The organism is Arsukibacterium sp. (assembly GCF_018402695.1).
GTDB lineage: Bacteria > Pseudomonadota > Gammaproteobacteria > Enterobacterales > Alteromonadaceae > Alishewanella.
Map to the genome: position 1 here is coordinate 59,982 of NZ_JAGYIM010000009.1, position 14,346 is coordinate 74,327.

Annotated in this window: 10 protein-coding genes and 5 tRNA genes; all 15 read right to left on the reverse strand. The window is 47.7% G+C overall.

What is annotated here, in order from left to right; genetic code table 11:
• Nucleotides 1-16 precede the first annotated feature (16 nt).
• A complete protein-coding gene (gene rpsL / locus KG631_RS02360) occupies nt 17-391 on the reverse strand; it encodes a 30S ribosomal protein S12 (protein ID WP_019677787.1) in 375 nt (124 codons plus the stop codon).
• Nucleotides 392-542: 151 nt separating this feature from the next.
• Complete coding sequence (gene rpoC, locus KG631_RS02365) at nt 543-4,724, reverse strand: DNA-directed RNA polymerase subunit beta' (protein ID WP_213995047.1); 4,182 nt, start codon at nt 4,722-4,724, stop codon at nt 543-545.
• Between the two features lie 66 nt (nt 4,725-4,790).
• Nucleotides 4,791-8,816, reverse strand: coding sequence for a DNA-directed RNA polymerase subunit beta (rpoB, locus tag KG631_RS02370; protein ID WP_213995048.1), 4,026 nt, complete (start codon nt 8,814-8,816; stop codon nt 4,791-4,793).
• A gap of 177 nt (nt 8,817-8,993) precedes the next feature.
• Nucleotides 8,994-9,359, reverse strand: coding sequence for a 50S ribosomal protein L7/L12 (rplL, locus tag KG631_RS02375; protein WP_097113091.1), 366 nt, complete (start codon nt 9,357-9,359; stop codon nt 8,994-8,996).
• Nucleotides 9,360-9,425: 66 nt separating this feature from the next.
• Nucleotides 9,426-9,920, reverse strand: a complete 495-nt coding sequence (rplJ, locus tag KG631_RS02380; RefSeq protein ID WP_097113092.1) for a 50S ribosomal protein L10 — start codon at nt 9,918-9,920, stop codon at nt 9,426-9,428.
• Nucleotides 9,921-10,213: 293 nt separating this feature from the next.
• Nucleotides 10,214-10,915: a 50S ribosomal protein L1 gene (gene rplA / locus KG631_RS02385; protein ID WP_019677782.1), complete on the reverse strand. Its 702-nt coding sequence runs from the start codon at nt 10,913-10,915 to the stop codon at nt 10,214-10,216.
• Between the two features lie 3 nt (nt 10,916-10,918).
• The gene (gene rplK, locus KG631_RS02390; protein ID WP_019677781.1) at nt 10,919-11,347 is read right to left on the reverse strand and encodes a 50S ribosomal protein L11; all 429 of its coding nucleotides are present in this window, start codon (nt 11,345-11,347) and stop codon (nt 10,919-10,921) included.
• 122 nt (nt 11,348-11,469) lie between these two features.
• A complete protein-coding gene (gene nusG, locus KG631_RS02395) occupies nt 11,470-11,997 on the reverse strand; it encodes a transcription termination/antitermination protein NusG (protein WP_026349551.1) in 528 nt (175 codons plus the stop codon).
• Between the two features lie 15 nt (nt 11,998-12,012).
• Entirely contained in the window at nt 12,013-12,387 is a 375-nt protein-coding gene (gene secE / locus KG631_RS02400) for a preprotein translocase subunit SecE (protein ID WP_213995049.1), read from the reverse strand.
• Between the two features lie 85 nt (nt 12,388-12,472).
• Nucleotides 12,473-12,549, reverse strand: a tRNA-Trp gene (locus KG631_RS02405).
• A gap of 181 nt (nt 12,550-12,730) precedes the next feature.
• Nucleotides 12,731-13,915, reverse strand: coding sequence for an elongation factor Tu (gene tuf, locus KG631_RS02410; protein WP_097113087.1), 1,185 nt, complete (start codon nt 13,913-13,915; stop codon nt 12,731-12,733).
• 69 nt (nt 13,916-13,984) lie between these two features.
• Nucleotides 13,985-14,060, reverse strand: a tRNA-Thr gene (locus KG631_RS02415).
• A 13-nt stretch (nt 14,061-14,073) separates the two neighbouring features.
• Nucleotides 14,074-14,148: transfer RNA gene (locus tag KG631_RS02420), tRNA-Gly, on the reverse strand.
• A 30-nt stretch (nt 14,149-14,178) separates the two neighbouring features.
• Nucleotides 14,179-14,263: transfer RNA gene (locus KG631_RS02425), tRNA-Tyr, on the reverse strand.
• A 5-nt stretch (nt 14,264-14,268) separates the two neighbouring features.
• Nucleotides 14,269-14,344 (reverse strand) — tRNA-Thr (locus KG631_RS02430).
• Between the last annotated feature and the right edge of the window lie 2 nt (nt 14,345-14,346).

The following is a 14,346-nucleotide window of genomic DNA, read 5'->3' on the forward strand; positions in this document are numbered from 1 at the left end:
TACTAACGGAGTACCGTTATTTCTTAGGCCGCTTCGCACCGTACTTAGAACGGGCTTGTTTACGATCTTTTACGCCTGCACAGTCTAATGTGCCACGTACGGTGTGGTAACGCACACCTGGAAGGTCTTTTACCCGGCCACCGCGAATAAGCACAACACTGTGCTCTTGCAGGTTATGGCCTTCACCACCAATGTAAGAAGAAACTTCGAATCCGTTAGTTAAACGAACACGGCATACTTTACGTAATGCTGAGTTTGGCTTCTTAGGTGTAGTGGTGTATACACGGGTACAAACACCACGCTTCTGCGGGCAAGCTTCAAGCGCCGGAACGGTGCTCTTGGCTACCTTCTGGCTGCGCGGCTTACGCACTAGCTGGTTGATTGTTGCCATTAAATACTCCTGGTTAATAAATACCCAATAAACGTGAAAATTCCGCACCCCAAAATTAGGGTCGCGGAATTCTAATGGTCAAGCTTTGACCTGTCAAGTTACAATGCAGTTTGCTGGCTTTTTATCCACCGGCAAACTGCCTGCTCCTTTCTTACTCGTCGTTGCCCGACAAATTCATATTAAGTGCATCGGTCAGGGCCTGTTCAGCAGACTCTGCACTCATTGACGGTTCAACAACGTCGGTATTGCCGCCACGCTGACGTAGACGGGCACGGTTTTGATGGTAAGCAAAACCAGTACCTGCCGGGATCAAACGGCCAACAATAACGTTTTCTTTCAAACCACGCAGTTCGTCAAACTTACCACCAACAGCGGCTTCAGTTAGAACACGGGTTGTTTCCTGGAACGACGCTGCCGAAATAAATGAATCAGTCGACAGTGACGCTTTAGTAATACCCAGTAATGAACGCTCATACTGTGCAGGCATTTTGCCGGCCGCTTCCAGATCGCGGTTTGCGATATTGACACGGGCCACTTCTGCCATTTCACCTTCCAGGAACTCACTGTCACCCGGGCTGGTGATTAAACACTTACGCAGCATCTGACGAATAATCGTTTCAATGTGCTTATCGTTAATTTTTACGCCTTGCAAGCGATAAACATCCTGAACTTCGTTAACGATGTAGCTGGCTACATGGTGAATACCACGTAACCGCAGAATATCGTGCGCAGATTCCGGACCTTCAGAGATCACTTCGCCCTTTTCAATGCGCTCACCTTCGAACACATTAACCTGACGCCATTTCGGGATCATCTCTTCATGGGCATCACCCTGTTCCGGGGTAATAACCAGACGACGTTTACCTTTAGTTTCTTTACCGAAGCTGATAACACCTGAGATTTCGGCCAGGATGGCTGGATCTTTTGGTTTACGTGCTTCAAATAAATCGGCAACCCGTGGCAGACCACCGGTAATGTCGCGTGTTTTTGAACTTTCCTGCGGAATACGCGCTAACACGCCACCGGTCAGTACAGTTTCGCCGTCTGCTACTTCGATAGTAGTAAAACTTGGCAGACGAATTTCCTGCAGGCCGCCATCATCGGTCGCCAGGATAAGTTTTGGCTCTTTCGCGTTAGCTTTAGCCAAATCTTTTACTACTGTCCGGGTTAAGCCGGTCAGTTCATCCTGTTGTACTTCAGTGTTGGTATCATCTACATCACTGAAGCTAACCTTGGCACCACGCTCAACGATAATGGGGTGTGAATGCGGATCCCAGTTCGCGACGATTTGACCAGAAGCGACTTTAGCATTGTCGTCAGTTGCCATAATAGAACCATATGGCAGCTTGTAACGCTCTTTCTCACGACCTAACTCATCGAATACGGTTACTTCAGCAGAACGTGAGGTAATAACGATTTTGTTATCGGCGTTGCGCACAAACTTAGCGTTATGCAGTTTTAAGGTACCGGCATTTTTCACCTGCACACTGTTTTCAGCTGACGCCCGTGACGCTGCACCACCGATGTGGAACGTACGCATCGTTAGCTGGGTACCTGGTTCACCGATTGACTGGGCAGCAATAACACCTACTGCTTCACCGGCGTTGATCAGGTGACCACGAGCCAGGTCACGGCCATAACATTTGGCACAGACACCAAAGTCAGTCTGACAGGTAATTACTGAGCGAACATGAACTTCGTCAATTGAATTTTGTTCGATCAGATCACAAAGTTGTTCGTCCAGCATGGTGCCGTCGGCAACTAATACTTCACTGGTAGTTGGTGATACAACATCACCGATAACAACCCGGCCCAGAACCCGCTCACGCAGGCCTTCAACCACGTCACCACCTTCGATCAATGGCTTCATAATGATGCCCTGATCTGATCCACAATCGCTTTCTGTTACCACTAAATCCTGGGCGACATCGACCAGACGACGGGTCAGGTAACCTGAGTTTGCCGTTTTCAGTGCAGTATCGGCCAGACCCTTACGGGCACCGTGGGTAGAGATAAAGTACTGTAATACGCTTAAGCCTTCACGGAAGTTAGCGGTAATTGGCGTTTCAATGATAGAGCCATCCGGCTTCGCCATCAGACCCCGCATCGCTGATAACTGCCGAATCTGCGCTGGTGAACCCCGGGCGCCTGAGTCAGCCATCATATACACTGAGTTAAATGATTGCTGTTCTACAGTATTGCCTTCACGGTCAACCACAGACTCTTTAGACAGATTGTCCATCATCGCCTTTGACAAGGTTTCGTTAGCTGTTGACCAGATATCGATAACTTTGTTGTACTTCTCACCGGCGGTAACCAGACCCTGCTGGAACTGGTCCTGAATTTCAGCGACTTCAGTTTCTGCTGCGTCGATAATCTCGGTTTTTGCTTCCGGGATCACCATGTCATCAATACCTACCGATACGCCAGACAACATCGCATAGTGGAAACCGGTATACATGATTTGGTCAGCAAGAATAACCGTTTGCTTCAGGCCGATGCGACGATAAGCGCCGTTTAACAAGCGTGAAATCTGCTTCTTACCCATTGGCTGGTTGATTGAATCAAACGCCAGGCCTTCAGGCAGAATAGAGAATAAAATAGCACGGCCAACGGTAGTGTCACGTACCGCTACGGTTTCAGTACGGCTGCCATCTTCAGCAATTTCTACTTCAGTGATCCGAACTTTAACTTTGGCGTGCAAGCTGGCACAGTCTGCGCGGAAGGCTTTTTCAGCTTCTTTCGCACTCTTGAACATCATGCCTTCGCCTTTGACGTTAATCGCCTCACGCGTCATGTAATACAAGCCTAATACCACGTCCTGTGAAGGTACGATAATTGGCTCACCGTTCGCCGGAGATAGCACGTTGTTGGTCGACATCATCAGCGCACGGGCTTCTAACTGCGCTTCAATGGTTAACGGTACGTGTACCGCCATTTGGTCACCATCGAAGTCGGCGTTATAAGCGGCACACACCAACGGGTGCAGCTGAATTGCTTTACCTTCAATCAGCACCGGTTCAAATGCCTGAATACCTAAACGGTGCAGGGTTGGTGCCCGGTTTAACAATACCGGATGTTCGCGGATCACTTCGTCCAGCACGTCCCATACGGCGCCTTCTTCGCGCTCAACCATTTTCTTGGCAGCTTTGATGGTCGTGGCTAAACCACGGGCTTCTAACTTACCGTAAATGAAAGGCTTGAATAATTCCAATGCCATTTTTTTCGGTAAACCGCACTGATGCAGACGTAAAGTAGGACCTACGGTAATTACCGAACGGCCTGAGTAGTCAACCCGCTTACCTAGTAAGTTCTGACGGAAACGACCCTGCTTACCTTTGATCATATCGGCCAGAGATTTCAGTGGGCGTTTATTTGAGCCAGTAATAGCCCGGCCGCGACGACCGTTATCTAATAAGGCATCAACCGCTTCCTGTAACATCCGCTTTTCGTTGCGAACGATAATGTCCGGTGCTGACAAGTCTAACAGCCGCTTTAAGCGGTTATTACGGTTAATCACCCGGCGGTATAAGTCGTTCAAGTCTGAGGTGGCAAAACGGCCACCGTCCAGCGGTACCAGAGGACGTAAATCCGGTGGCAGTACTGGCAGCACAGTCATAATCATCCACTCAGGCTTGTTGCCTGATGTGAAAAATGACTCCATTAGTTTTAAACGCTTGCTGATCTTTTTACGCTTAGTTTCAGAGTTGATAGTAGGCAGCTCTTCACGCATCTGCTTAATTTCAACTGCTAAGTCGATACCACGCAGGATGTCCAGCACGGCTTCAGCACCCATCTTGGCTTCGAATTCGTCGCCATGCTCTTCCAGCACATCCAGATATTCTTCTTCAGTTAACATCTGGCGACGCTCTAACGAGGTCATGCCTGGCTCTGTTACCACGTAGCTTTCGAAATACAGCACGCGCTCGATATCACGCAGGGTCATATCCAGTAATAAACCAATCCGGCTTGGCAGCGATTTTAAGAACCAGATATGCGCTACCGGGCTGGCCAGCTCAATGTGGCCCATCCGCTCACGACGCACCTTGGTTAAGGTAACTTCAACGCCACACTTTTCACAAATAACACCGCGGTGCTTTAAGCGCTTGTACTTACCGCACAAACACTCGTAATCTTTTACCGGGCCAAAAATCCGGGCACAGAATAAACCGTCACGCTCTGGTTTAAAGGTACGGTAGTTGATCGTTTCTGGCTTTTTCACTTCACCAAATGACCATGAACGGATCATATCCGGTGAGGATAAACCGATACGAATAACATCAAACTCTTCAGTTTTAGTTTGTTGTTTCAGAAACTTTAATAAGTCTTTCACCTTTGCTCTCCTGTAAGAGGTAAACCGGAATGGGGCAGCGCACTGCCCCGCCAACTAACTGTCGGTTTATTCCTCTTCCAATTCGATATTGATACCGAGCGAACGGATTTCTTTCATCAGTACGTTGAAAGATTCTGGCATGCCAGGTTCCATTCTGTGGTCGCCGTCAACGATGTTTTTATACATCTTAGTACGACCGTTGACGTCATCAGACTTAACAGTAAGCATTTCCTGCAGGGTATAAGCCGCACCATAAGCTTCTAACGCCCACACTTCCATCTCACCGAAACGCTGACCACCGAACTGTGCCTTACCACCCAGCGGCTGCTGAGTAACCAGACTGTAAGAACCGGTAGAACGCGCGTGCATCTTGTCGTCAACTAAGTGGTTCAGTTTCAGCATATACATGTAGCCAACCGTTACCTTCCGCTCGAAAGTATTACCGGTACGACCATCATATAAGGTGATCTGACCGCTGGTTGGTAAATCGCCAAGTGTTAATAACTCTTTGATTTCTGATTCTTTAGCACCATCAAATACCGGTGTTGCCACTGGCAGGCCTTTACGCAGATTTTGCGCCAGGCGACGAACTTCATCGTCAGTAAAGCTGGCAACATCAACGTTCTGGCGTGATTCCCCTAAGGCATACACTTTAACCAGGAAGTCGCGGATTTCAGCCACTTCTTTCTGATCTTTGATCATACCGTCAATTTTATCACCGATACCACGCGCCGCTAAGCCAAGGTGAGTTTCCAAAATCTGACCGATGTTCATCCGTGACGGAACACCTAACGGGTTCAGCACGATATCAACCGGCTGACCTTTTTCGTCATATGGCATATCTTCAACCGGGACGATAGTTGAAATAACACCTTTGTTACCGTGACGACCCGCCATTTTATCACCTGGCTGGATCCGACGTTTAACCGCCAGATACACTTTAACAATTTTCAATACGCCAGGCGCTAAATCGTCACCCTGGGTAATTTTACGGCGTTTTAATTCGAACTTTTTATCGTACTCAACCCGAATTTCTTCGTACTGGGCCGCTAACTGCTCTAAATCGTTTTGCTTGTCTTCGTCGCTCAGGCTCTGATTAAACAGCGCATCGCCTTTTAACGTATCCAGCTTGGCGCGGTCTAAACCGCTTTGCTCCAGCAGGTTACGGGCACGGTCATAAATACCGGCTTCCAGGATCCGGAATTCTTCATTCAGGTCTTTCTTAGCCTGTTTGACTTCCATTTCCTCGATTTCGCGGGCGCGCTTGTCTTTCTCTACGCCATCACGGGTAAACACCTGAACGTCAATAACGGTACCTGTTACTGAGTTTGGTACCCGCAGCGAGGTGTCTTTAACATCAGACGCTTTTTCACCGAAGATAGCTCGTAATAGTTTTTCTTCCGGGGTTAACTGGCTTTCACCCTTAGGGGTAACTTTACCTACCAGAATGTCGCCACCTTTTACTTCAGCACCGATATACACGATGCCCGCTTCGTCCAGTTTGGAAAGCGCAGACTCACCGACGTTCGGGATATCACCGGTAATCTCTTCAGGCCCAAGCTTAGTATCGCGGGCGATACAGCTTAATTCCTGAATATGAATAGTGGTTAAACGATCTTCCTGTACCAGACGCTCAGATAACAAAATCGAATCTTCGAAGTTGTAACCGTTCCACGGCATAAATGCCACGCGCAGGTTCTGACCTAACGCCAGTTCACCTAAGTCGGTAGACGGGCCATCAGCCAATACATCACCACGTTCGATAGGCTCGCCATGGTTAACGCAAGGACGCTGATTAATACAGGTGTTCTGATTAGAACGGGTGTATTTGGTCAGGTTGTAGATATCGATACCGGCTTCACCGGCGATCATTTCTTCTTCGTGTACTTTAATAACAATACGGCTGGCGTCGACATAGTCAACTGTACCACCACGCTTTGCTACTACTGTTACGCCTGAATCTTTCGCTACTACCCGCTCAATACCGGTACCTACCAGCGGCTTATCAGCTCGCAGAGTTGGCACAGCCTGACGTTGCATGTTCGAACCCATCAGGGCCCGGTTAGCATCATCGTGTTCAAGGAATGGAATTAGCGCCGCGGCAACCGATACGATTTGCTGTGGTGCAACGTCCATATACTGAACTTCTGATGATGGCATCAGGGTAAATTCGTTTTTATAGCGACAAGGCACTAACTCTTCTGACAGACGGTTTTCGTCATTCAGTTCAGCATTAGCCTGAGCGATAACAAAGTTACCTTCTTCAATCGCTGACAGGAAATCGACCTCGTCAGTTACAATACCGTTTTCAATCCGGCGGTACGGGGTTTCTAGGAAACCATATTCGTTAGTCTGAGCAAACATTGACAACGAGTTAATCAGACCGATATTCGGACCTTCAGGTGTCTCAATCGGACAAACCCGGCCATAGTGAGTTGGGTGTACGTCCCGTACTTCAAAGCCTGCACGTTCACGAGTCAGACCACCCGGGCCTAATGCAGAAATACGACGCTTGTGCGTCACTTCTGACAGCGGGTTATTCTGGTCCATAAACTGTGACAGCTGGCTGGAACCGAAAAACTCTTTAACGGCAGCTGAAATTGGCTTGGCGTTAATTAAATCCTGTGGCATTACGGCATCTAAATCGCCCAGTGACAGACGTTCTTTCACTGCCCGCTCTACCCGGACCAAACCGACCCGGAACTGGTTCTCGGCCATTTCACCAACAGAACGGATCCGACGGTTACCTAAGTGGTCAATATCATCAACTTCGCCGTTACCGTTACGAATGTCGATTAACACCTTCATTACTGCCAGGATATCTTCTTTGCTCAGTACACCGGCACCAATGTTTTCTTCAAAACCAACCCGGCGGTTAAACTTCATCCGGCCAACAGTTGACAGATCGTAACGATCTTCAGAGAAGAACAAATTTTCAAACAGGGTTTCAGCGGCTTCACGCGTTGGTGGCTCGCCTGGGCGCATCATCCGGTAGATTTCTACCAGCGCTTCAATCCGGTTGTTACTTGGGTCAATCCGGATAGTTTCTGAAACGTAAGAACCTTGGTCTAAATCGTTAATGTACAGCGTTTCAAAACTGTCATAACCTGCTTTAGTCAACTTGGCTAACATATCCAGAGTTAATTCAGCATTCGCTTCGGCAACAATTTCACCACTGCTGGTGTCAACGTAGTTCTTAGCAAGAACCCGGCCCACTACATATTCATGTGGAACTTCCATCATAGTCAGGCCGGTTTTTTCCAGCTGACGCACATGACGGGCAGTGATCCGACGGCCTTGCTCAACAATCACTTCGCCATCGTTGTCTTTAATATCAAAACCGGCTGTTTCACCGCGTAAGCGGTTGGCAACCACTTCCATCAACAACTTACCTTCTTTAACTTCAAACTTAGTGTTTTCAAAGAAGGTAGCCAGAATTTCTTCTGTGCTGAATTCCAGCGCCCGCAATAAAATAGTTGCCGGTAATTTACGGCGACGGTCAATCCGGACAAACAGATTATCTTTGGCATCAAACTCAAAGTCTAACCAAGAACCACGGTAAGGAATAACGCGGGCGTTATATAACACTTTACCGGAAGAGTGCGTTTTACCACGGTCGTGGTCAAAAAATACACCCGGGCTGCGGTGCAGCTGAGAAACGATAACCCGCTCAGTACCATTAATGACAAAGGTACCATTTTCGGTCATCAGCGGGATTTCACCCATGTAAACTTCTTGTTCACGGATATCTTTAATCGTGCCTGGTGCTTCTTTATCAAATAACACCATCCGCAGCTTCACACGCAATGGCGCAGAATAGGTAACGCCACGGATTTGACATTCTTTTACATCAAAAACAGGTTCCCCAATGCGGTAGCTGACATACTGCAATTCCGCGCTGCCTGAATAGCTTTTGATTGGAAATACAGAGCGGAACGCGGCTTCTAAACCGTATTCACCTTCCGGATCTGGCTCGATAAATTTGCTGAAAGACTCGATTTGAATCGATAGCAGGTATGGCACATCCAGTACTTCCGGACGTTTGCCGAAGTCCTTACGGATACGTTTCTTCTCAGAATAAGAGTAAGTCATGGGGTTCCTCAGCTTGCTGATTTTTTTCCCAACTACCGAATTACCGGTAATTTATTGCTACCAGACATGGTAACAGCAGGGGTGGGGAAATCATTGTCCCACAGCGCAAAAAGGCCGGTGATTAATTCATCACCAGCCCAGCCCGAATTTCAGGCAGTTAACCCGGTTTTTACCGGATTATTTAACTTCAACAGATGCACCAGCTTCTTCAAGATCTTTCTTAAGAGCAGCTGCTTCATCTTTAGAAACGCCTTCCTTGATGGCAGCAGGAGCTGACTCAACCAGGTCTTTCGCTTCTTTCAGGCCTAAGCCGGTAGCACCACGTACTGCTTTGATAACAGATACTTTGTTAGGGCCAACAGCAGCCAGAACTACGTTGAATTCTGTTTGTTCTTCAGCGGCAGCAGCCGGGCCAGCAGCAACAGCTACAGCGGCAGAGGCAGATACACCGAACTTTTCTTCCATTGCAGATACTAATTCAACTACATCCATTACAGACATTGCTGCGATAGCATCTAAGATTTGATCTTTAGTCACTGACATTGCTCAGATTCCTAAATTAGGGGACGGATCCCGAATTAAATTCCACTCATCAAACAACACGCAAAATTACGCGGCTTGATCCTGTTTTTGGTCGCGAACCGCGGCAATTGTACGTACAAGTTTGCCGGCTGCTGCTTCTTTCATAGTGCTCATTAAGCGTGCAATAGCTTCGTCGTAAGTTGGTAACGATGCTAAAACATCAATGCTTACTGTTTCGCCATTAAAAGCGGCACTTTTCAGCTCGAACTGTTTGTTATCTTTCGCGAAATCTTTGAAGATCCGCGCTGCAGCACCTGGGTGCTCCTTAGAGAACGCAATCAGTGTCGGGCCTACGAATGCATCTTTCAGACACTCGAACTCGGTGCCATCTACTGCACGGCGAACTAAGGTGTTACGGACCACTTTCATCCAAACACCAGCATCACGGGCCTGCTTACGCAAGGCAGTAATGTTGCCTACAGTGACACCACGAGCGTCTGCGACTACCGCAGATAAAGCACCTTTGGCAGCTTCCTGGACTTCAGCAACAATTGCTTTTTTGTCATCAAGCTTTATAGCCATTGGCTCTTAACTCCTGGTTCATCCGGATAATATTTATCCGGTTGCCTACACATCGCCTCCGATTACCCGAAGGCGCGCGATTTACGGTGAGACCAGATTGAATTTAATTCGTTCTGGGGCCTGCACCGTCTGCGTAGGTTGTTGTTTTAAGCAATGCAGCTTGCGCTTTATTGCACCTACGGTCTTGGACGGAAGCACCTATTGGCCGTTTTAACACGGTTAACTGGCGCTTCTACCCGAATTTTTTGAGGGCGGGATTATAGAACAATACCGCCCAGCTGTAAAGCTAAGCCTTAAACCACCGCGCTCAGAGAGGCCTGGTTTAACGTCATGCCGGCACCGTGAGTAGATGAAATGGTTACTTTCTTAATGAAAATACCTTTCGCTACTGAAGGTTTGGCGCGCTTTAATGCAATCAGCAATGATTCTAAGTTTTCTTTTAACTTGTCAGCATCGAAGTCGATTTTACCGATAGTTGAATGGATAATACCATTCTTGTCATTGCGGTAACGGATTTGACCTGCTTTTGCATTTTTAACAGCGTCAGCAACGTTAGGCGTAACAGTACCGGTTTTAGGATTAGGCATTAAACCACGTGGGCCTAAGATCTGACCTAACATACCAACAACCCGCATAGCGTCCGGAGAAGCGATAACGACATCAAAGTCCATTACGCCCTTCTTAACTTGTTCAGCTAAGTCTTCCATACCTACGATGTCAGCGCCAGCAGCTTTAGCCGCTTCAGCGTTAGCACCCTGAGTAAATACCGCAACACGGACCGTACGGCCAGTACCATGTGGCAGTACGGTTGCACCACGCACGTTCTGGTCTGACTTACGAGCGTCAATACCCAGGTTAATGGCAACGTCAACGCTCTCAACGAACTTGCCGGCAGTTAATTCTTTTAACAAAGCAACAGCTTCGTTGATGTCATATTCGCGAGTTACATCTACTTTAGAGCGGATTAACTTAGCGCGTTTTGTTAATTTAGCCATCGATTAGCCCTCCACCACTAAGCCCATTGAACGAGCAGTACCTTCAATGGTACGCACCGCAGCAGCATGATCTGCAGCTGTTAAGTCAGGTTGTTTGATCTTAACGATCTCATCAATCTGTGCAGCTGTAACCTTGCCAACTTTCTGGGTATTCGGACGACCAGAACCACTCTTCAGGGCCGCTGCTTTTAACAGCAGGAACGACGCTGGCGGGGTACGGGTTTCGAATGTGAAAGAACGATCGCTGTATACAGTAATTACTACTGGGATCGGCATACCTTTATCAAGGCTTTCAGTGCGGGCGTTAAAGCCTTTACAGAATTCCATGATATTCACGCCGTGCTGACCCAATGCTGGACCAACTGGCGGCGAAGGGTTTGCCATACCGGCTTTAACCTGCAGCTTAATAAGTGCTGTGACTTTCTTTGCCATGTTTCACCTCTGTTATAGGGTCGTAGCCTTGTAAATGCGAGGACACTTACTCAAACGGCTCCCCTGACGATAAAAAGGGCGCAGATTATATTTTAATCAGCGCCCCGTTACAACTAATAAGTTTAGGCTTTCTCGACCTGACCAAACTCCAACTCTACTGGGGTAGCACGGCCAAAAATTAATACTGACACTTTTACGCGGCTCTTTTCGTAGTCAACTTCTTCGACTACGCCGTTAAAGTCAGCGAATGGACCTTCAGTAACCCGAACCACTTCACCCGCTTCAAACAGGGTTTTCGGTTTCGGTTTATCTGCATTGTCCTGCAGACGATTGAGGATGGTCATTGCTTCTTTTTCAGAAATAGGTGCGGGACGGTCTGAGGTACCGCCAATGAAACCGAGAACCCGCGGCACGCTTTTCACTAAGTGCCAAGCTTCCTCACACATTTCCATTTGTACCAATACATAGCCGGGGAAGAACTTGCGCTCGGACTTACGCTTCTGGCCGGCACGCATTTCAATGACTTCTTCGGTAGGCACTAATACTTCACCGAACTTGTCTTCCATCTCGTTAAGTTTGATATATTCACGCAGCGATGTGGCAACCCGTTGCTCAAATCCTGAAAACGCTTGTACGACATACCAACGCATTTTTGCAGCCATGCTTTAGATCCCCAATCCGGTAAAGAAAGAAACAACCCGTAATAAAATAGCATCCAGGCCCCATAATAATAAGCCCATAATAATAGTGGCTATTATTACTACCAGCGTAGTTTGCATTGTTTCCTGGCGGGTAGGCCAAACAACCTTACGGATTTCAGAACGAGACTCTTTAGCGAAATTGATAAATGTACGGCCTTTGTGGGTTTGACCAGCGACTACGCCAGCAATAATTACCAGCACAACAATAGCTATAGCTCGCTCTAACGCACCCAGTTCGAAAATGTAGTTACCGACAACTGCTAATGACAGAATAACAAAAACTAATAACCATTTAACCAGATCAAGCCCGCTTTTTGGATTTTCGCTCGCAACGCTCATGCTCTAACTCACTTCAATTTGGCGTGTATCATGCCAGTCGTTATAAACTATCAGGCATAGCTATAATCAGCTACTACCTTAAATTTGGCAGGGGCAGAGGGATTCGAACCCCCAACCATCGGTTTTGGAGACCGCTGTTCTACCAATTGGAACTATGCCCCTTCAATCTTTTAAATAGCTGTATCATTACCCAGCCATTAAATAGCCGCTCATTATACTGTCTCAGCTAACTAAAACAAGCGTACTGTGCCTATCCTGTTAAGTTTTAGCCCAATTTAATTGCTTGTAACAAAAAAGGCTCCTTAGGGGAGCCTTCTTTACATTACTGCTATTCAGTTAAGAATTAAGCAATGATTTTAGATACAACACCAGCACCTACAGTACGGCCGCCTTCACGGATTGCGAAGCGTAAACCTTCGTCCATCGCGATTGGGCAAATCAGCTCAACAACAAACTTCAGGTTGTCGCCTGGCATGACCATTTCTACGCCTTCTGGCAATTCAACTGCGCCAGTTACGTCTGTAGTACGGAAATAGAACTGTGGACGGTAGCCTTTGAAGAATGGCGTATGACGACCACCTTCTTCTTTTGACAACACGTACACTTCGCCTTCGAACTTAGTGTGTGGCTTGATTGAACCTGGCTTAGCCAATACCTGACCACGCTCTACGTCTTCACGCTTAGTACCACGTAACAAGGCACCAATGTTCTCGCCGGCACGACCTTCGTCTAACAGCTTACGGAACATTTCTACACCAGTACAGGTCGTCGCTACTGTGTCTTTGATACCAACGATTTCTACTGTCTCACCGACTTTGATGATACCTTGCTCTACCCGGCCTGTTACTACAGTACCACGGCCAGCAATTGAGAATACGTCTTCAATTGGCATGATGAATGGCTTGTCAATCGCACGCACCGGCTCAGGGATGTACGTGTCTAACGCTTCACCCAGCTCCAGAATTTTCTTTTCCCACTCAGCATCGCCTTCCAGGCCTTTCAGCGCTGAACCACGGATTACCGGTAAATCATCACCTGGGAAGTCGTAGTCTGAAAGCAGCTCACGCACTTCCATTTCTACCAGCTCTAACAGCTCTTCGTCATCTACCATGTCACACTTGTTCATGAACACGATGATGTAAGGTACGCCTACCTGACGTGATAACAGGATGTGCTCACGTGTCTGTGGCATAGGGCCATCAGTCGCCGCAACAACCAGAATTGCACCGTCCATCTGCGCCGCACCAGTGATCATGTTCTTAACATAGTCAGCGTGACCCGGGCAGTCTACGTGAGCGTAGTGACGAGTTGGGGTATCGTATTCAACGTGTGACGTGTTGATAGTGATACCACGGGCTTTTTCTTCCGGTGCTTTGTCGATTTGATCGAAAGCAAATGCCTGACCGCCGTATGTCTTAGCTAATACGTTAGTGATAGCAGCTGTCAGAGTAGTTTTACCGTGGTCAACGTGGCCGATAGTACCTACGTTTACGTGCGGTTTTACGCGTTCAAATTTAGCCTTAGCCATAAGTAACCCTTATTAAACAAAACGGCGGTTTTAAAAATTGAGTTTTATAACAACGAGAGGCGAACAAGATGGTGCTGATACCCAGAATCGAACTGGGGACCTCATCCTTACCAAGGATGCGCTCTACCGCCTGAGCTATATCAGCATGTAACATGTTTTGGAGCGGGCAGCGGGAATCGAACCCGCATCATCAGCTTGGAAGGCTGAGGTAATAGCCATTATACGATGCCCGCGGCCTACTCGTAGCTATTTGGCTGACTGAATGGTGGAGGGGGAAGGATTCGAACCTTCGAAGGCAGTGCCGGCAGATTTACAGTCTGATCCCTTTGGCCACTCGGGAACCCCTCCACTAATGGTGCCGCTTATCCGAGTCGAACGGATGACCTACTGATTACAAGTCAGTTGCTCTACCAACTGAGCTAAAGCGGCAC